Raw genomic sequence first — 25968 nt, 5'->3', positions numbered from 1 at the left:
TCGACTTGGTGGCCGTCCTGTGCGGCTACGTTTTTGTGCGTGCAGTGGATGGGCGGTACGTGTATTTGATGAAAAACGATACGTTATACGATTAACGGCGTGTCGCGATGTGGGTGATTCCGGTGTTCTGCAAGAACGGCGGTATGGAGCCGAAGTTTACGTTTGTGATGCTGGGGGGACTGGTCGATGAGAGTGTTAACTATTGAGATAAACGATTAACGATTTATAGTGTTAACCACCGCAAGGAAACAACCACAAAGCAAGTGGCTGACGGGGTCGTACCGGTGCGTCTTACATCGGTACGGGGAGGAAACATCAAGGAAGAAGGAGCCTAATCATGGCACGAAGAAGTGTTCGCCTGTTGGCATCAATAGCTGCAGTCGCGACTATGGTCACGACGTTTGCCGCCTGCGGCAACAAGCAGGCCACCACAGACGAGAACGGCAAGCCAATCGTCAACATTCTGGTTCGTCGCAACGTGACCGACCATCCGATGCAGGACACCCAGTACACCAAGGATCTGGAAGCCGCCTGCGATTGCACCATCAAGTGGCAGGAAGTCTCCGACAACGCTTGGGGTCAGCAGAAGAGCGCCAAGATGGCCGCCGGTGAATTCCCGGACATTGGCTTGAGCCTGTTCAGCATGGTGGATGCGGCCAAGTACAGCACCTATTTCGAGGATCTCAAGCCGCATCTGGACAAGATGCCGAACGTCAAGAAGTTCCTCAAGGCCCAGCCGGGCGCCGCGAAGTACGTTACCGATGGCACCAAGATCGCCATGCTGCCCTCCGACCGCGGCAAGGGTTACGAGGTTTCCGGCACTCACATGTTCATCAACAAGACCTGGCTGGACAAGCTGGGACTCCAGATGCCGACCACTTGGGACGAGCTCGAGAACGTGCTCGATGCATTCAAGACCCAGGATCCGAACGGCAACGGCAAGGCTGATGAGGTGCCGATGAATATCCGCAGCCTCGGTTTCGGCCTGTGGAGCCCTCTGACGCTGATGAACTCCGAAGGCGTGGTCACCTCCTTCATGGGCGGCGGCGCTTCCGAACAGGGCTATTATGTGGACAACGGCAAGGTTAAGAGCTATTACACCTCCGACGCGCTCAAGGACGTCGTCTCCTACCTGCACGGACTCATGGCCAAGGGCCTTATCCCGAAGGATGTGCTCACCCGCGACGCCTCGCAATACACTTCGCAGACCGTCAGTGACGGCAAGACCGCGCTGACCGGCGTCTCCTTCGGTTGGTCCAACTACGCCGAATACGGCAACGCGCTTGGCGACCAGTACGTCACCCTGCCGCCGCTGAAGAAGGACGCCTCCACGCCCGACTCCCAGGTCAAGTGGGATTATTCCCAGGACGCCTGCCGCTGGGCCTACTCCGGTTCCGGCCTGACCGTCAACCCGAACGCAGCCAACCAGGACGCCATCTACAAGGTGATCGACGCCATGTATGGCGAGAAGCTTTCCGTGGCTGGATTCTTCGGCTCTATTCCGGATATCGTCTCCGATGACGGCGACCACCAGTACACCATCGACAAGGCTAAAGCCTACGCCGAATATCCTGATACCCGCGCCGTCGCCCTGCAGGACCGCTTCGGTGGCTGGATTCGCGACGACGTGAAGATGGTCAACGACACCAACGCCGACCAGGTCACTGCGTCCGATTTGGCCATTCGTGAGGCGCGCAACCGCGTCGACGGCGTCAAGGATGTCGTACCGATTTACGTGCGCCCGGATACCGAGGACTCCAACACCCTGCAAAACAACAACACCGCCATCTCCAACTACGCGAACAACCAGATCGCGAAGTGGGTCCAGAAGGGCGGCATCGACAAGGAATGGGATGCCTACGTGAAAAAGGTGTCCGAACCGACCCTCGGCCTCGACGCCAACATCAAGATTTGGCAGAAGTGGTACGACAAGTACACCAAGTAGCCAAGTAATACCGCGGGGTCCATCGCACGGGTTCGTTTCTCTCCCGTGACTGCCGCCGGACCCCGCATTTTTGTTCCCTAGCAATCATCCTAAATTGGAGACCAACATGAGTGCACAAACATCGCAAGGCGTTGCTGCACGGACCGTGACGATGGAAGCGGCTCCCGACCGCAAGAAACCAGGTCTGCTCGATCGCATCGCCGACCATTTACGTCGCTACTGGCAGTTGTGGATTCTTTCCGCTCCGGCATTGTTCTTCGTGGGACTGTTCTCCTACGTGCCGATGTGGGGCATCCAGCTCGCCTTCCGCGAGTTCGATCCGACCAAAGGCCTGACCGGCGGCAAATTCGTCGGTTTCAAATACTTCCTGGAATTCTTCCACAACCCGCTGTTTGGCGAGATCATGACCAACACCATCCGCATTTCCCTTTGGACACTGGTCATGGGCTTCATCTTTCCGATTATTCTGGCCCTGCTGATCAATCAGATCGGTTCTAAGAAAATCAAGGGTTTCGTACAAACGATCACCTACATGCCCCACTTCATCTCCGTGGTGGTCATCGTCTCCATGCTCAACATCTTCCTGACTCCTGGTACCGGCATTCTCGGTCGCTTCTTCGGTGATGAATCACTGATGGGCTCCACCAGCGCCATCACCGCGGTCTATTGGATCTCCGAAGTCTGGCAGCATGTTGGTTGGAACTCCATCATCTACCTGGCTGCGCTCGCCGGTGTGAACACATCGCTGTACGAGGCGGCGAAGATCGACGGTGCAGGCCGTCTGCAGTTGATTCGCTACGTCGATATTCCTGCGATCATGCCGACATGTGCGATCCTGCTCATCATGAACATGGGCTCCGTGCTCAACGTGGGCTTCGACAAGATCTATCTGATGCAGAACTCGCTGAACATGCCGGCCACCGAAGTCATCGCCACATACACCTACAAAATCGGTATTATCAACGGCCAATACTCGTATTCGACGGCAATCGGCCTGTTCAACACCTTGGTCAACTTCATCTTCCTGATCACCGCGAATGCAATCGCCAAGCGCGTTTCCGATACGAGCATTTTCTAGAAGGGTTTTATCATGTCTGCAACAATTGAGGCTGTTACCCAGAACAAGAACGACATTCCCTGGAACAAGCACGTGCGCCAGAAGCAGAAGCCGGGTGACCTGGCGGTGTCGGGCATCATCAATGTGCTGCTGCTCCTGACCATTGTGGCGGTGCTCTACCCGCTGTGGTTCGTGGTCATCGCATCATTTTCAAATCCGAACGCCGTGGCCGGCGGTGAAGTGCTGCTACTACCCAAGGGTGTGACCTTCGTTGGCTATGCTAAGGTGTTCGCCAACCAGCGCATCTGGCAGGGCTATCTCAACACCATCATCTATTCAGTGGTCGGCACCGCGGTCAACATGGCAGTGACCATTCCCTGCGCCTTCGCGCTATCTCGTCGCGAGTTCAAGCCGCGACGCGTGATCATGTTCCTGTTCACCGTGACCATGTTCATCGCCGGCGGCCTGATTCCGAACTACCTGCTGTACAAGAGCCTCGGCATCAACAACAGCATGTGGGTGTTCATCCTGCCTGGCGCGGTTTCCGTGTACAACGTGATCGTGGCCCGCTCCTTCTTCGAAACCTCTATCCCCGAAGAGCTCTTCGACGCGGCCCAGATCGACGGGCTGAGCTACTTTGGCTACTTCTTCAAGATTGTGCTGCCGTTAAGCTCCGCGATTCTGGCTGTAATTGGTCTGTACTACTTTGTCGGCCACTGGAACGATTTCATGACGGGCCTTATCTACATCACCGACGACAAGAAGCAGCCATTGCAGGTGGTGTTGCAGCAGTTGCTACTGGTGGCGCAGGGTACTGGAACCAATGTCAACGCAGCTGCGCAGCAGCAGGCCGCCGATCAGATCAAGTTCGGCATCATCATCGTCTCTACTCTGCCTCTGCTTGTGCTCTATCCGTTCTTGCAGAAGTACTTCAACAAGGGTGTGATGCTCGGCGCGGTCAAGGGTTGAGTCAAACGCAATTCGACAAGAGACAACCAATCTAAAAGCCAGCCGATAGAAAGGATTCGCTATGCTTGCCCGCTTCTCTGTGGCCTACGAGCGGTTCTGCCGTCTGCTAGTCGCGATTTTCGTGGTCAACGTGGCCATACTCGCGCACACTCTGATGGGAGCCGTCGTGCTAGGATTTCTCCCCTCGTTCGCAGCTGCGCAGGCTACGTTCCGTGCGTGGGTGCTTTCTGAGGACCGTTCAATGCGGGCCAAGGAAGTTTGGAAGACGTTCCACGACTTCTGGAAAAGCGAAGTCAAGCGCGCGAATCTTTTCGGTTGGCCTTTGATTATTCTCTGGGCCGTGGTCATCGTCGACTACTACGTGATGAACTGGCATGCTCGCGGCGATTTCGACATCATGGTTTCCGGCGTGCTGCTGCTCATCATCGTAGTTTTGGCAGTGTTCTCGTCCTTGGTTTGGGTAGTGCGCGCGAACTATGAAGAGAGTCCCATCTGGATTGTTCGTACAACACTGGCGATGATTGTGGCACGCCCGTTGTGCAGCTTTCTGCAGGTCGGACTGCTGATTCTTACCGTGCTTGTATGGGTGCAATGGCCTGGAATTCTCATGGTGTTCGGCTTGTCGCTGCCGATGTTCTGCACAGCCTGGATTATTTATTCATTCGGTCGTCTGCCTGGAATGGACATTCATGACCGCATGGAACAGAGCACGGGCCACGCCCGAAACCAGACATCGTGACATGTTCGCAAAAAAAGGGGGGTGATAAAATGGCGCAGTCGTCAGTAAGGCAACGAGTGAACAGGTCCAAACGATTGGTATCCATCAAAGACATAGCTAAGGAAGCGGGTGTTTCCGTATGCACTGTGTCTTTGGTTATGAACAATAGGGATCACAATCGCGTCAGCAAGGCGGTTGCGCAGAAAATCCGTGCGACTGCCGAGAACATGGGGTACAAGCCCAATTCCGTGGCGCGTACCCTACGTACCAACAAATCCAACGCCTTGGGATTTGTGACCGATGAGATCGCCACGACCCCGTACGCGAGCAAGGTATTCGAAGGTGCGCAGGATGCCGCGAGCAAGCTCGGATACATACTGCTTACCACGAACACCAATAATGACGCTGAACTCGAGAACCAAGAAATATCCGCCCTGCTCCGATACAACGTGGATGGCTTCCTATACGCCATGATGTTCCACCGCAAAGTGGACATTCCCGAAGTCTTGGAAGGCAGCCCGACCGTGGTGGTGGACAGTGAGGATGCAGCGGGGCGAGTTCCCTCGGTCTACCCCGATGATGAACTGGCGGGGTATGACGCCACCGACCGTCTGATCAAAGCTGGATGCAGACGCATTGTCTACTACGGTTCCGCAACCCCCATCGTCGCGCAAGGTCAACGTCTGACTGGTTACCGACGTGCGCTTGCGGAAGCGGGCATTCCATTCGATGACGCTTTGGTCGTCAATGTATTGGAGACGACCAACGCTGCTGCTGAGGCGACGCGGGTGTTCGACGAAATCAAGCCGGACGGCATCTTTTGTTTCAACGATGTGCGCGCCACTTTCATCTACGAAGCCGCACGCGAACGCGGAGTGCGCATCGGCGCTGACGTGTCGGTGATCAGCATCGATAACCAGCCGTTCATCACTAATGTGATTAAACCATCACTGACTACGCTGGAACTGCCCCATTATGAGATGGGTTTTGAAGCGGTTCGGCAACTTGTCGCCATACTTGACGGCGACAAGGCCGTAGCTGATCTTGAGTCCGATCGTGGCATGGCGGTGCAGAGGCAACGTGATGGCAGCAAAACAGCATTGCGCTGCCGCATCATCGAACGCGATTCCATCGTGCCGTGACGGACGTTCCCTTTTTTCATATTTAGTTTTCCGATTATCTGTTTTTCAATGCGTAGCCACGTGATATCCGATCATGTGGCGTTGTGGAGGAGATTATTATGCCTGACAACTATTCCGTTGCCATCGAAACCGGCGGCTACCGTTTGCTGGAATTATTCGCCGAAAGATGCGGCGATGACGCTGCCGTCACCATTACAGACGGGGACGGCCATCAAATCGCCAGCCATGCCATGCCGGTGGCCGAGCGTCGCCACCATTTCTTGATTCCGGTGCCGACGAACGTGCGTATTACGGTGAGTGCGCTCCGACTGACCGTACGGTTCGCCTACTTGTCCGAGTGTGAGAATCTCCTTGATGAAGGCGTGCGTTTCATCAGCATGAATCCGTACGACAATGAATGGGATACACAGCCGACGCTGGAGCAGATCTATGATCGTTTCGCTCGTCCTGCGGCGCATTTCGAGCCATTCGCTCGCTGGATGAATGATCCTAACGGCCTGTGTCGTTTCCAAGGACGCTACCATCTGTTCTACCAATTCAATCCGTATGGTTTTGGCTGGGACAATATGCACTGGGGCCATGCGGTGAGCCGCGATCTGGTGCATTGGACGCACCTGCCAATCTTCCTCGAACCGCAGCCGGAGCTGCATATCGACGAACGCATCGTTGGTGGCGCGTTCTCCGGATCCGCGGTGACGGTGGATGCGTGTGACAATCCTTGCAAGGGTGATGATGCGGCCGCTATTCGCCTGTACCTGACCCGGCACCTGGAGACTCGCGGAGACGAATCGTCTGTTACTGAATACCAGACCACCTGCTTGTGTGAGGATGGCGTGCATGTGAGTGTCGAATCTCCGGTCGCGTTGCGCGTTAACGATGGTTTTGGCTTCGATTTCCGTGATCCGAAGGTGGAAACCGGCATGTCCGGCGAGGCGATCAATCCGGAACGCGCTTACATGGTGACCGCCACGAATCTGCCGGTCTCCGAATTCGATACTGATGCTGTGTCCTCCGCGGCGCCTGGCATCAGCGTACAGGGTACAGACGGCTGGTTTACGTGCGGTCCGCAAGGCAGGCCCGGCGCCGACAAGCCCAATATGGATACGGTGCCTGCCATGGCGCTCTTCTCCGCGAAGAAACCGCTCAAGCGCAACGTGACGTGGCAGTATGAAGGACCGGTGCTCGCCGATTTCGGCCACCAGCTATCGCGTACCTACGAATGTCCTGACCTGTTCCAGCTCGACGGCAAGACGGTCGCCATCGGCGCGTTGATGCACTACTGTGACAAGCAAGGTCGTTTCCAGCAGGTGCGTTGGTATGTTGGTGATCTCAAGGACACCGCCGAAGGTCCACGTTTGCAGGTAGGGAACAGTGATTGGTGTGATTTCGGTACCGGCTACTACGCGACACAAAGCTTTGCTGCCGACGACGGCCGCCGTATCGTATTCGGCTGGTATACCGACTTTCCCGCGATGCGTGTGGAAAAGCCGTGCATTGCCAACGGCATGATGTCGCTGCCACGTGAACTGCACGTGCGTGACGGCCGCTTGACCAGCCGTCCTGTCAAGGAAGTGTACGAGCAGCTGCTAGGCGATCGTTTGGAAGCGCATGCAGACGAAAACGGGACCTTCTTTATTGTGCCGAACAACGCGTATTACACGGACATGCATCTGGCTGACGATGACGATTTCACAATGCTCATCGCGACCGGTACTAATCCCGCCAATGGTAATTCGATGGAATTGCAGCTGCAGCGTCGCGATGGCGTGACCCGACTGGTCACGAAGGGAACAGTCGTGGACGACATCGATTTCGATAGCGGCATCGCCGATGTGCGTCGCGTCGAAATCTTCTTCGACCGTAATGTGGTGGAAGTCTTCCTTAACAACGGCGAAGCGGCCGGCAGCATGCTGTTCCAAGGTGCGGACGGCGATGGTGAGTTCCGTTTTGTTGCTAACGGCAAGGTCGATTGCGTGGATGTGCGTGTGCTTGATGACATCTGGCGGTGACATACAGCTGCTGCAGAGGCAGGTGATGACCGGCAGTCATCTCAGTATGTAAGGCAAATAGACGAAAGGCACGTGTTTTGGCACGTGCCTTTCCTATACTTGAGCACACGTCCGGCAATTTGCCGAGACGGTAACTGGATATTCGCACCTCACGTTTAGGGAGTTCCATGAACAAGGCAATCATCACCGTCGTCGGCCAGGATACTGTCGGCATCATCGCACGCGTCTGCACATACCTTTCCGAACATCAGGTCAACGTGCTTGACATTTCCCAGACCATCATCGACGGTTTCTTCAACATGATGATGATTGTGGATTATTCCAATGCCGACAAGGAATTCGGCGAGGTCGTGGACGATCTCGACAAGCTTGGCGAGGAGATTGGCGTGCGCATTCGCTGCCAGCGCGAGGAGATCTTTACTAAGATGCACCGCATCTGATCCGCGGCATACGTGAGTCACGCAAGTAATCAAAGCCACGAATCGTACTAATCGTAAGGAAAAACCATGCTGAATATCATGGAGGTCCACGAGACCAACCAGATGATCGAGCAGGAGAAGCTCGACGTGCGCACTATTACCATGGGCATCAGCCTGCTGGACTGCGCGGCCGACAGCGTCGACGAGGTCTGTGAGAACATCTATAGCAAGATCACCACGTATGCCAAGGATCTCGTATCTACTGGCCAGGCCATCGAACGCGACTACGGCATTCCGATCGTCAACAAGCGCATCACCGTCACCCCGATTTCCCTGGTCGGCGCAAGCTCCTGCAAGAGCTCTGAGGACTTCGTGAAAATTGCGCATGCGCTTGACCGTGCGGCGAAGAAGGTCGGCGTCGACCTGATCGGCGGCTACTCCGCGCTCGTATCCAAGTCCATGACCCCTGCTGAAGAGCTGCTCATCCGCTCCCTGCCGAAGGCGCTGAGCGAAACCGACATTGTCTGCTCGTCTGTCAATGTGGGATCCACCAAAACCGGCATCGACATGAACTCCGTCGAGCTGCTCGGCCACATCATCAAAGACATCGCACACGCTACCGCAGATAACGATTCCTACGGATGTGTGAAATTCGTGGCATTCTGCAATGCCCCCGACGACAACCCGTTCATGGCAGGCGGCTTCCATGGCGTGACCGAAGGCGACGCGGTGATTAATGTCGGCGTTTCCGGACCGGGTGTGGTCTCCCGTGCATTGGACGAGGCCAAGGGCAAGGATTTCGAATTCCTGTGCGAAACCATCAAGCGCACCGCGTTTAAGATCACGCGCGTCGGCCAGCTGGTGGCACAGGAGGCATCCCGTCGTCTCGGCATTCCATTCGGTATCATCGACCTTTCCCTCGCGCCAACCCCGGCCGTAGGCGACTCCGTCGGCGAAGTGCTTGAGAAGATCGGCCTCGAACAGGTTGGCGCACCGGGCACCACCGCGGCGCTCGCTATGCTCAACGACCAGGTGAAGAAGGGCGGCATCATGGCGTCCTCCTACGTCGGCGGACTTTCCGGCGCGTTCATCCCTGTCTCCGAAGACAAGAACATGATCGACGCGGCAACCAATGGCTGCCTGAAGATCGAAAAGCTTGAGGCTATGACCTGCGTGTGCTCCGTCGGCCTCGACATGATTGCCATTCCGGGAGACACCACCGCAGCCACCATTTCCGGCATCATCGCCGACGAGGCCGCGATCGGCATGGTCAACCAGAAGACCACCGCCGTGCGCGTGATTCCGGTGGAAGGCAAAGGCGTAGGGGAGATGGCCAACTTCGGCGGACTGATGGGCTATGCGCCGATCATTCCGGTGAACCAGACCAGCTGCGAAGCTTTCGTGACCCGTGGCGGCCGCATTCCCGCCCCAATCCACAGCTTCAAAAACTAGCCCCTCCCTTCCCTCTTCCCAATGCATGCTTGTCGCGTGCGATTCATTCTTGCGATCTGTGCTTGCGTTGGATGCATAAGCTGCTGTAATAGGGAGGTCTCAGAAGAGCGGGATATTCTATTCGCGACACACTCAAGGCCGTTCGGCCAAGCTTACGGTCACGAACAGAATATCCCGCTCTTCTGCTCGTTTTCGTACATTTCGTTGTGTCTTGCATAAAAGAAAGGAAAACTTACTGAAGTTGAACTCAGCGTAGCGGGAGAGGCGGCGGGGTCTGTTTCAGACCGTAAAGACTTGGCCTGAGCGGCCTGGAGCGTGTCGGGAATAGACCCCGCCGCCTCTCCCGCGGAACTTGCTATACAAAAGCAAGTAAATTATTGAAAAACCTAGAAGTTGGCAGGCGGGGGAGGGATTACTGGCCGCCGGCGAAGCCTAGTTGACGCCAGGCTTCGTAGATGGCGATGGATGCGCAGTTGGTGAGGTTCAGGGAACGCAGGCTCGGGCGCATTGGCAATCGCACCTGTTCGGCCACGTGCGGACCGGCCATAATATCCATCGGATCGGGAATATTGCCCGGTTCCGGGCCGAATAGCAGAATGTCGGTCGGTTTGTATTCGATGTCGGTATACAGTTTGGTGGCGTGTGCAGTGAACGCGATGATGCGTGAATTCGGCATGGATTCCACTAGGTTTTCAAAATTCGGGTGTAATACCACGTGCGCCATATCGTGATAATCCAATCCGGCGCGGCGCAGCTTCGTATCGCGCAGATTGAATCCAAGCGGTTCCACCAAATGCAGGATCGTGCCGGTCACCGCGCACAGACGGATTGCCGAACCGGTGTTGCCTGGAATTCGGGGGGAGTAGTAGCACAGGTGGGGCGTGGAAGTTTCGGCTTTTGCCGCGTCTTCGGCCGACAGCATTGCGTCGATTACAGAAATCGGATTGCCGTGCGCGTCGGTCACGAGTTCGTCCGGACCGTAATTCGACTTGCGATAGCCGTATTCGAACATTTTCTCGACTTTGGCTTCCGCTGCATTTGCGCCTTGCGCGTCATTGGTATGCTCTTCGTTCGTCATGAATGCAAGAATAGGTATGATGAACGACACGAACGGGAATAATGCAGAAATCGAAAATGCCGAAGCTGTGGCGGTCGCGCTCGCCGAATGGTGGCATGCTTCGGCGCGTGACCTTCCGTGGCGATTCGGCCGTGCCACGCCATGGGGTGTGCTTGTTTCCGAGGTGATGAGCCAGCAGACGCAGATGAGCCGTGTGGTGCCGTATTGGAACGATTGGATGGAGCGTTGGCCTGATGCGGCTGCGCTTGCAGGTGCTGCGAAATCTGATGTGATCACTGCTTGGGGCAGGCTTGGGTACCCTCGGCGTGCGTTGCGATTGCAGGAATGCGCTCGTGTAGTCGCTTCCGACTATGGCAATGAGCTACCGCAAACATACGATGAGCTGTTGGCTCTGCCGGGTATCGGCGATTACACGGCCAGCGCGGTGATGAGTTTCGCATTCGGAGAGCGCATCGCGGTGGTAGATACGAATATTCGCAGGGTGCTTTCGAGGGTTTTTCTTGGTGTGGAGTCGCTTGGTGGTGCTGCGAGCCCTGCTGAGCGTGCGTTGGCGAAGCAAGTGTTGCCGCAGGATGGTGCGTCGAAATGCAGGCGGTTCGACCGTTCTTCGGTGGTGTGGAATCAGTCGGTTATGGAATTGGGTGCGATTGTGTGTACGGCGAAATCGCCGTTGTGTGAGGCGTGTCCGGTTTCTTCGCGGTGTGTGTTTTTGCGTGATGGACGCCCGGGATTGGGGGAACGTCGTACAAGGCCGCGCCAGCGTTTCCAAGGTACGGATCGTCAGGTGCGTGGGCTGGTGATGAATGCGTTGCGTAATCTGCCGGAAGGTGAGATTGCCGTCGACCGTAAGTCGCTTGAACGATTGTGGAATGATCATATCCAACTTGACCGTTGCATCGCGTCGTTGGATGAGGATGGTCTTATTGAGATTCTGCCGAATGCGGATGTGCGTCTTCCGGTATGAAAAGGCGGGTGCTGACGTTCTTTGGATGCGTGCACGCTAGACTGTGGAATCATGGCACAGAAGACGTCCTCGAAATCCGGCAAGAAACGTTCGAAAGAGCAGCAGGCGATATTTCGTCGTCGTCGCATTGTCGTCGGTATTGCGGTGGTGGTGCTGGTCTCTTTTCTGGTGTTTTGCCTGTATTCCCTGTCTAGGGGGATTGTCGCGGTGAATCGGGAGATTCATCATGCGGATGCGTATGCGATTTCCCGTAAGGAAGTGCCGTCCCCGACGAAGAAGAAGAAAAGCGGGGTGCCGGATTGCAATGCGACGAATGTTGCGCTTTCGTTGACTCCTGCGGCATCGAGTCTCGGCGTGGGCGGTTCGATGGATTTTACGACGGATATCAAATATGACGGTTCCAGCAAGGTAGGCTGTTTGGTTGATATATCTGCTTCCAACGTTGTGTTGACGATCAAATCGGGCGATGATGTGATTTGGAAGTCTAATGTGTGCCCTGTGGATGCGGATTATCGTCTGTTGGCGAAGGGCGACAAGGTCAAGCAGACGATCACTTGGCCGGGAACGCGTACCGGCAGTGAGTGTGTGGATGAATCCACCCTACCGAAGGTGGATCGGGGCGTGTATTCGGCGCAGCTTTCGATTGGGGGGCATCCCAAGGCCAAGTCCGATCCGGTCGGCATAACCGTCGAATAAAAATCTACAGGATATGTTATTCTTATGACTTTGCGTACATGCGTGTCATATAGCGGGCACGCTGACAAGGAAGAAGCGCCCGCGTACTAGGCATATGGTGGCCAATGGGAGCGCTTCCGGGGAAACATATCGAAACGATTTAGCGAGCGATAAGGAACGTCCATTGGCTGAGGCTACGACGAACACCACCACCATCATCGCACGCGCCGACCAGCACGATATTGATCTGCACAAGGCGTCGGACCGTGTGAACTTCGGCTCCATCCGCGAGCCCATTGATGTACCCTACCTGTTGGGTGTACAGACTGACAGCTTTGACTGGCTCATCGGCAACGAGCGCTGGCAGAAGCGTGTCGAGAAGGATTTGGAGAACGGCACCAACACCGTGTCCCACACCTCTGGTCTTGACGAGGTCTTCCAGGAGATCTCTCCGATCGAGAACTTCGCTCAGACCATGAGCCTGACCTTCTCCGATCCGTATTTCGAGGAACCGCGTCACACCGTGCAGGAGTGCAAGGAGAAGGATTACACCTACTCTGCTCCGCTGTACGTGAACGCTGAGTTCGAGAACGGCGACACCGGTGAAATCAAATCCCAGACCGTGTTCATGGGCGATTTCCCGCTGCAGACCCCGCACGGCACTTTCATCATCGGCGGTACCGAGCGAGTGATCGTGTCGCAGCTGGTGCGTTCTCCGGGCGTGTACTTCGACCGTAGCCAGGATCGTACTTCCGACAAGGAAGTTTTTGGCGCTAAGATTATTCCGAGCCGTGGCGCATGGCTCGAGTTTGAGATCGACAAGCGTGATGTGCTCGGCGTGCGCGTGGATCGTAAGCGCAAGCAGTCCGCCATCGTGTTCCTCATGGCCATCGGTATGACCAAAGATGAGATCGCCGACGCCTTCAAGGATTACCCGCTGGTCATGGACGCGCTCGCCAAGGAGACCGTGCAGACCCAGGACGAGGCTCTGACCGATCTGTACCGCAAGATCCGCCCGGCCGACACTCCGACGCCGGAAGCTGGCCGCAATCTGCTGGATTCCTTCTACTTCAACACCAAGCGTTACGATTTGGCCCGCGTCGGCCGTTACAAGATCAACCGCAAGCTCGGCTTGGAGAAGGATATCAACGATCGCAGTCTGTCTCGCGAAGACATCATCTCCACCATCAAGTATCTGGTCACGCTGCATGCCGGTGACACAAAGTTCCCGGGCAAGCGTGATGGCCAGGATGTGGATCTGCGCGTGGACGTCGACGATATCGACCACTTCGGCAACCGTCGTATCCGTCAGGTCGGTGAGCTGATCCAGAACCAGCTGCGCACTGGTCTGAGCCGTATGGAGCGCGTGGTCCGCGAGCGTATGACCACTCAGGATCCGGAGGCCATCACCCCGCAGTCCCTGATCAACATCCGCCCGGTGAACGCCACCATCAAGGAGTTCTTCGGAACCTCCCAGCTGTCGCAGTTCATGGACCAGAATAACCCGCTGGCAGGTGTGACCAACAAGCGTCGTCTGTCCGCTCTGGGCCCTGGCGGTCTGTCCCGTGACCGTGCATCCATGGAAGTGCGAGACGTGCACCCGTCCCACTTCGGCCGTATGTGCCCGATCGAGTCTCCTGAAGGCCCGAACATCGGTCTTATCGGCTCTCTGGCAACCTTCGGCCGCATCAACCCGTTTGGCTTCATCGAGACCCCGTACCGTAAGGTCGTCAACGGCCATGTGACCGACGAGGTCGAATACATGACCGCAGACCGCGATGCCGAACACGTCATCGCACAGGCCAACCAGGAGCTCGACGATAACGGCAACTTCGTCAAGAAGCAGGCTCTTGCCCGAGTCGGCGAGGAAGAAGCGGTCGATGTGCCGGTCAGCTCTGTTGACTACATGGACGTTTCCCCGCGCCAGATGGTTTCCGTCGGCGCATCCCTGATCCCGTTCCTGGAGCACGATGAGGGCCACCGAGCGCTGATGGGTACCAACATGCAGCGTCAGGCCGTGCCGCTGATCGAATCCGAGCGCCCGCTGGTGGGCACCGGTGCCGAATGGCGTGCAGCCGTTGATTCCGGCGATGTCATCCTGGCTGAGAAGCCGGGCGTGGTGACCTACGTTTCCGCCGACATTATCCGTGTGATGAACGACGATGGCACCACCAGCTCCTACAAGCTGGCCAAGTTCCGCCGTTCCAACCAGACCACCTGCTACAACCAGGTGCCGCTGATCCGCGACGGCGAACGTGTGGAAGCCGGTACCGTGCTGGCCGACGGCCCGGCAACCCAGAAGGGTGAAATGGCTTTGGGCAAGAACCTGCTCATCGCCTTCATGCCGTGGAACGGCTACAACTACGAGGATGCTGTGATCATCTCCCAGCGTCTCGTGCAGGACGACACCCTAAGCTCCATTCACATCGAGGAATATGAGATCGACGCCCGCGAAACCAAGCTGGGTGCCGAGGAGATCACCCGTGATCTGCCGAACGTCGGCGAAGACGCGGTGGCCAACCTCGACGAGCGTGGCATTATCCGTATCGGCGCCGAAGTCGAAGCCGGCGACATTCTGGTGGGTAAGGTCACCCCGAAGGGCGAAACCGAGCTGACTCCGGAAGAGCGCCTGCTGCGCGCCATCTTCGGTGAGAAGAGCCGCGAAGTGCGTGACACCTCGCTGCGTGTGCCTCACGGCGAGACCGGTACGGTGATTGATGTCAAGGAGATCACCCGCGAAGACGCCGAAGAAGACGGCGACGAGCTGCCGAACGGCGTGAACCAGATGATTCGCGTCTACATTGCGCAGCATCGTAAGATCACCCAGGGCGACAAGCTCTCCGGCCGACATGGCAACAAGGGTGTTATCTCCCGCATTCTGCCGGAAGAAGATATGCCATTCCTCGCGGATGGTACTCCGGTCGACATCATGCTGAACCCGCTGGGTGTGCCTTCTCGAATGAACCTCGGCCAGGTGCTGGAACTGCATTTGGGCTGGATTGCGCATGCCGGCTGGGACATCTCCCTCGACCCGGATATCGAAGCCGCTTGGAAGAAGAACGTTCCGCAGGGCGCCGAAAAGGGCGAGCCAGGCACTCCGGTGGCAACCCCGGTGTTCGACGGCGTTCGTCCGGAAACCATCAAGGGCCTGCTTTCCTGCACCTTGCCGGATCGCGACGGCAACAAGCTGGTCGGAGACGACGGCAAGGCCGTGCTGTTCGACGGTCGTACCGGTGAACCGTACCCGAAGCCGATCTCCGTTGGCTACATGTACATGCTGAAGCTGCACCATCTGGTCGACGACAAGATCCACGCACGTTCCACTGGTCCGTACTCTATGATCACCCAGCAGCCGTTGGGTGGCAAGGCCCAGTTCGGTGGCCAGCGCTTCGGCGAGATGGAAGTGTGGGCCCTCGAGGCCTACGGTGCCGCCTACACGCTGCACGAGATGATGACCACCAAGTCCGATGACGTCGACGGCCGCGTGCGCGTCTACGGCGCCATTGTGAAGGGCGACAACCTGCCTCCGGCAGGCATTCCGGAATCCTTCAAGGTGCTGCTCAAGGAAATGCAGTCCCTGTCCCTGAACGTCGAAGTGCTCAACGCGGAAGGCGTGGCCATCGACATGAAGGACGAGGACGACGATCCGTCTGCTTCCTCCGACGATCTTGGTTTCAACATCGGCGCGCGTCCCGACGCGGTCGCCAAGGCTGACCAGGTTGTGGAAGAACCTGAATTCCAGTGATCCCATGGCTGGCCGCGTCGTATGAAAACGTGGCGCGACCAGCCTGACGAAACGTGATTAAGCATTAAGAATCGATAGACAGGACAATAGAGTGCTGGACGTCAACGCATTTGACAAACTGAGGATTGGCCTGGCCACCGCCGATGACATCCGTAATTGGAGCCACGGCGAGGTCAAGAAGCCTGAAACCATTAACTACCGTACCCTGAAGCCGGAGAAAGACGGTCTGTTCGGCGAACAGATCTTCGGACCTACCCGTGACTGGGAGTGCGCCTGCGGCAAGTACAAGCGCGTACGCTTCAAGGGCATCGTCTGCGAACGCTGTGGTGTGGAAGTTACCAAGAGCCGTGTGCGCCGTGAGCGCATGGGCCATATCGAGCTTGCCGCTCCGGTGACCCACATCTGGTTCTTCAAGGGTGTTCCGTCCCGTTTGGGCTACCTGCTGGACATCGCTCCGAAGGATCTGGAAAAGGTCATCTACTTTGCCGCCTACATGGTCACCAGCGTCGATGAGGAACAGCGTCACGAGGATCTTCCGGGTCTGCAGGATGAGTTCGACAACGACATCGCCAACTTGGAGAAGCGTCGTAACGCGGAAATCGAAGAGCGTGCTAAAAAGGTCGAATCCGATCTGGCCGAACTTGAGGCCGAAGGTGAAGCCAGGGGTTCCGCACGCGCCAAGCTGCGCAATAGTGCCGAGCGTGAAATGGCCGCGATCCGCGTCCGTTTCGACGAGCAGATTCAGCGTCTGAGCGTCGTGTTCGACCGCTTCAAGAACCTGAAGCCGGGCGACATGGAAGGCGACGTTGACCTGTGGCGCGAAATGGAAGACCGCTACGGCGACTACTTCGAAGGCTGCATGGGCGCCGAAGCCATCAAGAAGCGCTTGCAGGACTTCGATCTTGAGGCCGCTTCCAAGCAGCTGCGTGAGGAAATCGACACCGGCACCGGCCAGCGCAAGGCCCGCGCCCTGAAGCGTCTGAAGGTCGTCAACGCCTTCCTGACCACTGGCAACAAGCCGGAAGCCATGGTGCTCGACGTGATCCCGGTCATTCCGCCGGATCTGCGCCCGATGGTGCAGCTCGACGGTGGTCGTTTCGCCACCTCCGATCTCAACGACCTCTACCGTCGTGTGATCAACCGTAACAATCGTCTGAAGCGACTGATCGAGCTCGGCGCTCCTGAAATCATGCTCAACAACGAAAAGCGCATGCTTCAGGAAGCCGTCGACTCCCTGTTCGACAACGGTCGTCGTGGCCGTCCGGTCACTGGCGCTTCGAACCGCCCGCTGAAGTCCTTGAGCGACATGCTCAAGGGCAAGCAGGGTCGTTTCCGCCAGAACCTGCTTGGTAAGCGTGTTGACTACTCCGGCCGTTCCGTGATCGTGGTCGGTCCGTCCCTGCGCATGCACCAGTGCGGTCTGCCGAAGCCGATGGCCCTCGAACTGTTCAAGCCGTTCGTCATCAAGCGTCTTGTGGATCTCAACTACGCGCAGAACATGAAGAGCGCCAAGCGTCTTGTGGACCGTGGCGATTCCGAAGTGTGGGGCGTGCTCGAAGAGGTCATCGCCGAGCATCCGGTGCTTCTGAACCGTGCACCTACGCTGCACCGTCTGGGCATTCAGGCATTCGAGCCGATCCTGGTGGAAGGCAAGGCCATCCACCTGCCGCCGCTTGCCTGCGCCGCATTCAACGCCGACTTCGATGGCGACCAGATGGCAGTCCACCTGCCGCTGTCCGCCGAAGCCCAGGCCGAGGCTCGCTCCCTGATGATGGCTTCCGACAACATTCTGAAGCCGGCAGACGGTCACACCGTGACCATGCCGAGCCAGGACATGATCCTCGGTCTGTACTACCTGACCACCGTCATCGACGGTGCCAAGGGCCAGGGCCGTGTGTTCTCCTCGCTTGAAGAGGCCGAAATGGCGCTCGACAAGCACGAGATCGACATGCAGGCCAAGGTGCTTATCCGCCTTCCGGAAGACTTCGTGCTTCCGAAGGGTTGGGAACCGCGCGAAATCGAAGTCGTCGATCCAGAGCCGGGTAGCCCGGCGGTGGTGAAGGAAGAGCGCTTCCACGATGGTTCCGTGCTTTTCGCAACCTCCTACGGTCGCATCCTGTTCAACAGCACGCTGCCGGTCGACTACCCGTTCGTGAACGATCAGGCTCCGAAGAAGCGTCTGAGCAAGATCGTCGACGACATCGCAACCCGTTACTCCACCGCACAGGTGGCTGCAACGCTGGACGCTCTGAAGGATATGGGCTTCACCCGCGCACCGTGGTCCGGTGTGTCCTTCGCGTTCTCCGACGTTATCCAGCCGTCCGAGCGCGACGAGTTCATCGAGAAGTACGAAGCCGAAGCTGAAAAGGTCAACGAGAACTACGAAATCGGTATGCTCACCGAAGAGGAGCGCCGCCAGGAACTCATCGACCTGTGGACCAAGTGCACCAGCGAGGTTTCCGAGGCTGTCGAGGAACACTTCGACTCCAAGAACAACCTGGCTATCATCGTGCAGTCCGGTGCACGAGGAAATATGATGCAGATCAACCAGATCGCAGGCATGCGAGGCCTCGTGGCCAACCCGAAGGGCGAGATCATTCCTCGACCGGTGAAGTCCAACTACCGTGACGGCCTGTCCGTGCTGGAATACTTCATCTCCCAGCACGGCGCGCGTAAGGGTCTGGCCGATACCGCACTGCGTACTGCAGAGTCTGGCTACCTGACCCGTCGTCTGGTGGACGTCTCCCAGGACGTGATCGTGCGCGAAGAGGATTGCGGCACCAAGCGCGGCTTGACGATGAAGGTCGGCGAGCGTGACGCTGAGGGCAACCTGCATCTTGTCAAGGCTGCCGACGGTGGTCCGTACTCCCGTCTGCTCGCAGCTGACGTGATCGATCCGGCCGACGGCGAAACCGTGCTGTACAAGGCTGGCGACGCACTGTCCATGGACGTACTCAACGATCTCGTCGCCCACGATGTGGAAGAAGTCAAGGCCCGTTCCGTGCTCACCTGCGATTCCAAGCGCGGTGTGTGCGCCAAGTGCTATGGCTGGTCTCTGGCCACCAACAAGCTGGTGGACGTCGGCGAGGCCGTTGGCATCGTGGCGGCACAGTCCATCGGCGAGCCTGGTACCCAGCTGACGCTGCGTTCCTTCCACTCCGGCGGCGTCGCTTCCGCATCCGATATCACCCAGGGTCTCCCTCGTGTTACCGAGCTTTTCGAAGCTCGTACCCCGAAGGGCGAGGCTCCGATCGCGGAATTCGCAGGCGTGGTCAAGGTGGAAGACACCGAGCGCGGCCGTCAGGTCATGCTGAAGCCGGACGACGAATCCGTCGAGCCGATCGTCTACCCGGTGACCCGTCGCGCTCCGATGCTGGTCAAGGACGGCGAGCATGTCGAAGCTGGCACCCAGCTGATCGAAGGCTCCGTCGATCCTAAGAAGATCCTGCGCATCCTCGGACCGCGTGCTGCTCAGGTGAACATTGTTGAGGAAGTGCACACTGTGTACCGCTCCCAGGGTGTGGATATTCACGACAAGCACATCGAGGTCATCGTGCACCAGATGCTGCGTCGTATCACCGTGATCGACTCCGGCGACACCGACCTGCTTCCGGGTGAACTGGTGGATCAGGCCCGCTTCAAGGCTTCCAACATGAAGGCCGTGAAGGAAGGCGGCAAGCCAGCCGCCGGCCGTCCGGAGCTGATGGGCATCACCAAGGCTTCGCTGGCAACCGATTCCTGGCTGTCCGCAGCTTCCTTCCAGGAGACCACCCGCGTGCTTACCGAAGCCGCCCTGAGCCAGAAGGTCGACGACCTGAAGGGTCTTAAGGAGAACGTCATCATCGGTAAGCTCATTCCGGCCGGCACCGGTCTTGCCCGTTACCGTAACGCCGTGGTCGAGCCCGACAAGGCCATTCGCGACACCATCTACCCGAACTTCGGTTTGGGCGGCGACGAGTCCGATGCTGCCTTCGGTGACGCGGATCTGTCCGAAGTCGACTTCTCCAACATTGATTTCGGCGATCTGAAGCTAGGCGACGACTTCAATCCGGATGACTTCTTGGACGACAATGGCGGCCAGATGGATTTGGGCGACACCCTGTGATCCGAAAGGCGATGATGGAACGACGTAACGTCTGAAATCATTCGATAAACATAAAAATGGGGATTGGCTTCAAACAGCTGATCCCCATTTTTAATACGGAAAAACACGATTGTTGCGATCATTATGCCAACAGTCGGCATATTACGAAACTGCCTGTATTGCAGAGCGAATTTAATGACGCAAATCAAACGTCAAATTACAATGAGGGTATGAGCTTTCTTCCATATCCGCCGCCGCCTGAACCAGGCTGGTACGACGATGACGCCACCGTAATGCCTTCCTTCGCCGATTCTGCAATGCCGGGAACGGTGCAATCTCAGCCGATGGAGCAGGTTTCCATGTTGCTGGAACCAATCAATGACGAGTCGGTCAACGACGAACCGGCCAATGATGATGAGATCGATTGGGATGGCACGGTGCTGTCTTCGGCCTTCACCATGAAGCAGCCGAAGCTGGAATACACGCTTTACAATGAGCAGACCGGTCAGGAAGTGATTATCGACATGGGCGTGCTGCTGGGACGCAAGTCGTCCGTTGAAGTGCCGGAAGGTGCTAAATCCGTGAAATTGGAGGATCCGACGCGCACGATTTCACGTAATCATGCGGCGATCAGCTTCGATCAGGATGGCACGTTGTGGATTGAGGATTACGGATCGCTTAATGGCACGTACATTATTCAAGGCAATGAGGAGACCAAGGTCGAGCACAAGCCGATAAAGTTTGAGGCACCTTGCACGATTCGTATCGGAGATCAGTTCTTTACGCTCGAACAGCGCTGATTGAGATGTTGTGTTGCGTATCGCCAAGTATGCCGTCAAACCGCAAGGTTTGGGAATGATTGAAATGACGGTGCGACAATGAACGATGTCGAGAGTCGAAGAGAGCTGTACGCGTGAGGATGCGCGTACACCCCTCTTCTACTATTGCGATTCGCTGCCTACCGACTGGCGCTTGCTGACTGGCTATTTGCTACTTGCGCAGGCGGATGGCCGCGTTGACGGCGGAATCATTGAGACTGGCAAGCCAGTCAAGCAGATCCGGGTAGATATTCGGATTGCGTGCGAGGAAGGGGTGCAGCTCCGGAGCCTCGCTCGCGATCTGGGCCATCAGCATCTTGTCTTGCGTGGTCATGGCCAATTCCGCTGGATTAGTGTACGGGTCGGCATATTCCGTTGAAACGTCGTTCGCCATATTCGATGCCGACGCTTCCAAGGACGATTCAGGCTGGTATTGGTCGGTTGCCGGCGGCTGGTATTGCATCTGATACTGCGCTTCCGACGCTTGCTGCGACTGCTGACACTGCGCTTGCGTTTGGAATTGCTGTGCCTGTTCCGGAGCGGTTTCGGTATTCCTCTGCATAACGCCTTCTTGTGGAACCGGCCACCCCATTGCGACCAGCTGCTGGCGTGCGCGCTCATCGCCGAATTGGGCGACCCAACGTTTCAGACCCGGATACGCACGCGGATTGGCAACCACATTCGCGCCGAATTCCGGATTTTCGTAAGCGATTTTCGCTAGAAACACGGGATCTGCGTTCGGATCCTGCACGGCTGCAGCCGCGGTATCGAAATCGACCATCATGATCTCCTTATCTCGTGTTCTGTAAATATTGTATTGAATGCGCTGATAACAGAGTGGTCAATCTGATGATCGACGATTGCCATTGCGGGAACATGCGCGTTATTGAACGGTTCGCAACGTTTGCAATGTGCCTTCCTGCAAATCGCCGATATCCTCGTGATCTCCGATTTTGCTGACGTTCCAATCGATGTCAATCGTAGTGTTTGTTGCTGTATCGGCTGCGTTATTCGCTGAATCGTCGCGCAGGTCAAGCGCGATCGCCGTGACATTGTCATTGCCGCCGGCATCGAGCGTGGACTGCACCAGCATTTCCGCGGCGACTTGCGGATTGTCGTACGCTGCCGCCGTGTTTGCCTCGAAAATGAAAAACGTCGGCAAGTGAGAGTTTGGCGCTCCATCTGCGTAATGTCGGCAATGACTTGAGTATGTACTTGCGTTCCTGCGCAATATCGTGCCAATACTGCTGCACATGCTCCTCGTTGAGGATATTACCGGAGAAGGCCGCGTAATCGGCTTGTGCGCCCAAGGCAAGCAACGTTTCACTGGAAATATCCATCTGGCTTGCGATGGAGACCGCCTGTTCGCTGCGCGTGCCTTGAATGTCAAGTCCGCTTTGCCGAGCGAGCGCCGCCACGGATTGCCATCCTGCCGCCACTCGCTGTTGTGCGCTGCCGTGTTTTCTTGACCGTGCCAGTGCGATCGCTTTGATGGCGAGCAGGAGGCCGCATACGATGAGCAGCGTCCACAGGGGGCTTCCGTAGATGGCTACTTTTCTTGCGATTCTGCCGAAATGCTGCCAGAAGAGGTTGATTGACGTTTCATCAGCCATGCTTCCGCCGATTGAGGACTTGCCTTTGGCTTGGGCGTCGTCGCGTAGCGGGTCGGTGAGAGGTACTGGGGGTTGACGCACCAGGGTTTGCGGGTTCGGTGGGGTGAGGTTCTGGTTTTCATCGGGGACTTTGGTTTCCTTCGGCGTCGGGTAGAACGCCACCCAGCCGTAGCCGTCCAGTTTGATTTCCACCCATGCGGTCACGTCGTTGCCGGTGAATTCGATGACGGTGTTTTTCCCTTGTTTTTCGGTGCGGTTTTCGCTGATTTCGCCTTCATCGTCTTTTGGTAGGAATCCAAGCACCACTCGGCTTGGAAGTCCCAGGCTGCGTGCCATGAGTGCCATTGCGGAGGCGTATTGTTCGCTGTCTCCGACCACGGCCGTTCCGGCGAGCAGCTGGTCGATACGGTAGTTGCCGTGGCCGGCGGTAGACGGGTAATCGCCGCTCAAGCCGTGCGAGAACCAGCCTGATTCCTTGAGTTTTTCGGCGATGGCCTGGGCTGCTTCGCCGCCTTTGGATTGGCCGCCGGCTATGGCTGTGGCGAGTTTGTCCACACAGTCGGGCACGTCTTCGGCTTTAGGCTGGCTGATGGAGGCTGCGTTGGCTTTGGCGATTTGCTTGTCGGTGGGAACTGCTGGCATGATGCCGGTTTCCGTGTAGGTGAGGCCTTCGGAGGTGCGTGAGGGGTAGATGGCCGACATGGTGTCGCTGTTGTAATAGAACGAGTCGACGTTTTCACTGTTGTCGAAGGTCACGCTGGATGCGGCTCCGGCAATGGGTAGCCAGTAGTCGCTCAGGCCTTTGTTCACGGTGAACGTTGCGGTGAATTTCTTGCCTTCAGCGTTGTTGGTGATGGAGGTGCCGACGCGATGGTAATTGGAGGAGTCCGACGACATGGTGGAATCGGACAGGTTCCATACGTTGCCGTCGAAACGGTCCATGACCGCTAGTCGCACGCTCGAACCTGCGGGCAGGTTTTCGACGGTGAGAAGCACGTCGTCCTTGCTGTTTTTGATGTACGAACGCATGCCGCTCAACGGGCTTGTGTAATCGTACGGGCTGAGCGGCGGATCGTAATGGTCGCGCAGAATGGTGCGGTTCTGACCGACGGCAAGGCATCCTCCAATCGCCAATGCGATGCAAACAACCACGATTGTCACGGAACTGATCCAACGTCCCAATTCCAGTAATTTCCAACGTGCGCTGATCCAAATCACGAGCACAAGCGCCATCGCAGTGCCGACGAATATGCGGTAATAGCCGGAAGATGAGCCGAGCAATGCACAGATCGCAAGATTGGCGATGACGGGAATGATGGCGATCATGGTGAATCGGCCATCTTCCGTCACTGCGAAAATGCCGGTGAGCAGCGCGGACCACAGGCAGATGGTCCATACGGCAAGCAGGCAGCCGTCCGCGGTACCGGTTGGAGGCTCGACCGACAGAATGAATTTGAAGGAGCCAAGCATCTGCACCCAACCTTGCGTAAGCGTGCGCAGGGTTGGAATGAAGTGTGCGATGGTGGTGTCGTTGAGGAACAGAACCGGGCCGACAACCAGTTGGGCGACGGCCATGAACAGCATTTGCCACCAGAGGCGGAGCGTGGGAACCGTGCCTGCGAGCGCCACGAGGGATCCGATGATGGTGGCTGGAATGGCGGCGAGGGTCCAGGATGCGACTGATCCGTAGACGTCGATGAGGTTGCTGGCTGCGGCGAGGGTGAGTAGGGCTGCTACGAGAAGGCTTGCGTATTGTGAGGTGCGTGGTCGGCATAGGTAGGGGAGGGCTTGCGATTTGCTGTCTCGTGACATCCAGATGATGGAGTGTGTGGAGTCGGCCCATGAGCCTGTTCCGGTGCCTGTTTCCGTGAAGGTGCCCGTGAAGGTGCCGGTGGATGATCCGGTGAAGGTGTTGCCGAATCCGGTGGTGTGTCCAGTGCCGGTCTCGTCGGTATTGGCGTTGGCGTTTTGTTTGCTGAATTCTGTGGTGTTCATGCCAGTACCCCCATGATTATTGGGAGGTCGTCTAGGTTTCCTACGGTCGCCAGGGTGAAGTCGGAGTATCGTTTGATGGCGCGTGGTTGCCCGATGGTGGTTTGCAGTACCACGCAGGTTGCGGATCGGGGGAGTGCGAGCGCCATGTGTTTGATCTCGTCGATGCTTTTGAGTCTGCCGACGGTGATGTAGTAGAACGATGAGTCGGGGGTGTGGGTGAGGGTGGTTTGCGCGAGGTTCGGATCGTCGTTGATGTCGGGGGTGATGGCGCTGCAGCCGTCGAGGAATTCCGTGGAGTTGCGTGGCATGGCGTGTTCGTTTCCTGCATGTGCGGTTACCGGGCGGTTTTGGAGCAGGCATTGCACTCCGATGGATGCGTGGACGGATACCGCCAGTTCGAATTCGTCGGAGCTGAGGTAGTCGTCTGGGCTCACGCTGATGGTCAATGAGGTGTCGGTGCGTCGGGTCGCTTCGTATTGGCGAATCATCAGCGTTCCTGTTTTTGCGGAGCTGAGCCAGTGCACGTTGCGCACGTCGTCGCCCGGCTCGTATTCGCGCAGTCCGTAGAAGTCGAGGTCGTCGTCGACGATTTCGCCGCTGGGCTGACCTTCGAGGTCTCGCGGAATTCCGGCGTTGAGTGTGTTCAGCATGACGGTTTGCGGGTGGATGAACACGTTGATTTGGTCGACGAGTTTCTTTTCGTGCCGTACAAGTCCGAATGGATCGCCTTTGCGTATGGAAAGCGGTCCGATCGGCAGCACCGCGCGGGAGACGGCGGTGAATTCCACTGTTGTTTGGCGTGATTGGCCGGCGGCGAGCATGGGGATGGAGAATCGTTCGTGGTTGTCGCCGATAGGCAGGTCGCCTCGTGCGGATGTGGTTGGCGTACGTCCCGGATTGTCGATGCGCATGCCGACTTTCACGGTGTCTGACACGGTGACTCGTCTGCTGGACACGTCTATGGTGGCGGTGAACGACGTGTTGCCGAGTGACAGCAAGATGGCGGCGACCATCATGCAGACGAATACGATCGCCATGGCCAACAGTTCATGCCATCCGAGAATCGTGAACGCTATGAGTGAGGCGATGGCGAGTCCGGTCACGGTCCATCCGAGCGGTGACACATATGAGGTGACCAGTCGTTTGATGCGATGCTTGATGCGTCGCAGGGATCGTTGCATGGTTCTCCTGCGTTGCATGGTTTTGGATTGTCGCATACTTGACCTTTCGGGTGTTTACGAACGTTTCGTGCGATTGCGTGCTTCTGTCTTGCTGCGCGTGCAGT

18 protein-coding genes are annotated in these 25968 nt (G+C 57.2%); 13 read left to right on the top strand and 5 right to left on the bottom strand.

Annotated elements, in window-relative coordinates; genetic code table 11:
- The first annotated feature begins 337 nt into the window (after window positions 1-337).
- The 8 genes from BBKW_RS07890 to BBKW_RS07855 all read left to right on the top strand — a co-directional run bounded on the left by BBKW_RS07890 (window position 338) and on the right by BBKW_RS07855 (window position 9711).
- A complete protein-coding gene (locus tag BBKW_RS07890; protein WP_033501638.1) occupies window positions 338-1945 on the top strand; it encodes a type 2 periplasmic-binding domain-containing protein in 1608 nt (535 codons plus the stop codon).
- 106 nt (window positions 1946-2051) lie between these two features.
- Complete coding sequence (locus BBKW_RS07885) at window positions 2052-3023, top strand: ABC transporter permease (RefSeq protein WP_033501637.1); 972 nt, start codon at window positions 2052-2054, stop codon at window positions 3021-3023.
- A gap of 12 nt (window positions 3024-3035) precedes the next feature.
- On the top strand, window positions 3036-3971 hold the full coding sequence (locus BBKW_RS07880) for a carbohydrate ABC transporter permease (RefSeq protein WP_012578328.1): 936 nt from the start codon (window positions 3036-3038) through the stop codon (window positions 3969-3971).
- A gap of 61 nt (window positions 3972-4032) precedes the next feature.
- Complete coding sequence (locus BBKW_RS07875; RefSeq protein WP_033501636.1) at window positions 4033-4710, top strand: YesL family protein; 678 nt, start codon at window positions 4033-4035, stop codon at window positions 4708-4710.
- Window positions 4711-4739: 29 nt separating this feature from the next.
- On the top strand, window positions 4740-5831 hold the full coding sequence (locus BBKW_RS07870; protein ID WP_033501635.1) for a LacI family DNA-binding transcriptional regulator: 1092 nt from the start codon (window positions 4740-4742) through the stop codon (window positions 5829-5831).
- 98 nt (window positions 5832-5929) lie between these two features.
- Window positions 5930-7840, top strand: coding sequence for a GH32 C-terminal domain-containing protein (locus BBKW_RS07865; RefSeq protein WP_033501634.1), 1911 nt, complete (start codon window positions 5930-5932; stop codon window positions 7838-7840).
- 167 nt (window positions 7841-8007) lie between these two features.
- Window positions 8008-8280 (top strand): ACT domain-containing protein, encoded by a 273-nt coding sequence (locus BBKW_RS07860; protein ID WP_033501633.1) that lies wholly within the window; start codon window positions 8008-8010, stop codon window positions 8278-8280.
- 66 nt (window positions 8281-8346) lie between these two features.
- A complete protein-coding gene (locus BBKW_RS07855; RefSeq protein ID WP_033501632.1) occupies window positions 8347-9711 on the top strand; it encodes a PFL family protein in 1365 nt (454 codons plus the stop codon).
- A 412-nt stretch (window positions 9712-10123) separates the two neighbouring features.
- On the opposite strand, the gene BBKW_RS07850 is transcribed toward BBKW_RS07855, so the two are convergent.
- Window positions 10124-10789, bottom strand: a complete 666-nt coding sequence (locus BBKW_RS07850; RefSeq protein ID WP_003835400.1) for a tRNA (cytidine(34)-2'-O)-methyltransferase — start codon at window positions 10787-10789, stop codon at window positions 10124-10126.
- Between the two features lie 19 nt (window positions 10790-10808).
- Between BBKW_RS07850 and BBKW_RS07845 the strand changes: the two genes are divergently transcribed.
- From BBKW_RS07845 to BBKW_RS07825, 5 genes are all read left to right on the top strand, one after another.
- Entirely contained in the window at window positions 10809-11753 is a 945-nt protein-coding gene (locus BBKW_RS07845) for an HhH-GPD family protein (protein WP_193564490.1), read from the top strand.
- A 51-nt stretch (window positions 11754-11804) separates the two neighbouring features.
- Complete coding sequence (locus BBKW_RS07840; protein ID WP_033501630.1) at window positions 11805-12449, top strand: hypothetical protein; 645 nt, start codon at window positions 11805-11807, stop codon at window positions 12447-12449.
- A 163-nt stretch (window positions 12450-12612) separates the two neighbouring features.
- Window positions 12613-16173: a DNA-directed RNA polymerase subunit beta gene (gene rpoB, locus BBKW_RS07835; RefSeq protein ID WP_033501673.1), complete on the top strand. Its 3561-nt coding sequence runs from the start codon at window positions 12613-12615 to the stop codon at window positions 16171-16173.
- A gap of 91 nt (window positions 16174-16264) precedes the next feature.
- The gene (locus BBKW_RS07830; RefSeq protein WP_033501629.1) at window positions 16265-20278 is read left to right on the top strand and encodes a DNA-directed RNA polymerase subunit beta'; all 4014 of its coding nucleotides are present in this window, start codon (window positions 16265-16267) and stop codon (window positions 20276-20278) included.
- A gap of 209 nt (window positions 20279-20487) precedes the next feature.
- Entirely contained in the window at window positions 20488-21057 is a 570-nt protein-coding gene (locus tag BBKW_RS07825; RefSeq protein ID WP_033501628.1) for an FHA domain-containing protein, read from the top strand.
- A 190-nt stretch (window positions 21058-21247) separates the two neighbouring features.
- Here BBKW_RS07825 and BBKW_RS07820 read toward each other — a convergent pair whose 3' ends face one another.
- From BBKW_RS07820 to BBKW_RS07805, 4 genes are all read right to left on the bottom strand, one after another.
- The gene (locus BBKW_RS07820) at window positions 21248-21856 is read right to left on the bottom strand and encodes a variant leucine-rich repeat-containing protein (protein ID WP_033501627.1); all 609 of its coding nucleotides are present in this window, start codon (window positions 21854-21856) and stop codon (window positions 21248-21250) included.
- Window positions 21857-21958: 102 nt separating this feature from the next.
- Window positions 21959-22168, bottom strand: a complete 210-nt coding sequence (locus tag BBKW_RS07815) for a hypothetical protein (protein ID WP_033501626.1) — start codon at window positions 22166-22168, stop codon at window positions 21959-21961.
- Window positions 22131-24683, bottom strand: coding sequence for a transglutaminase TgpA family protein (locus BBKW_RS07810; protein ID WP_033501625.1), 2553 nt, complete (start codon window positions 24681-24683; stop codon window positions 22131-22133). Before BBKW_RS07810 ends, BBKW_RS07815 begins: the two co-directional genes overlap by 38 nt.
- Window positions 24680-25900 carry a DUF58 domain-containing protein gene (locus BBKW_RS07805; RefSeq protein WP_033501624.1) on the bottom strand — a complete coding sequence of 407 codons (1221 nt, stop codon included), beginning with the start codon at window positions 25898-25900 and terminating at the stop codon, window positions 24680-24682. Before BBKW_RS07805 ends, BBKW_RS07810 begins: the two co-directional genes overlap by 4 nt.
- Window positions 25901-25968: the final 68 nt, after the last annotated feature.

The sequence above is a fragment of the Bifidobacterium catenulatum subsp. kashiwanohense JCM 15439 = DSM 21854 genome (genome assembly GCF_001042615.1).
GTDB classification, from domain to species: Bacteria; Actinomycetota; Actinomycetes; order Actinomycetales; family Bifidobacteriaceae; genus Bifidobacterium; species Bifidobacterium catenulatum.
The sequence above is the reverse complement of the archived record's forward strand: the minus strand, read 5'-3'. Positions and strand labels throughout refer to the sequence as shown.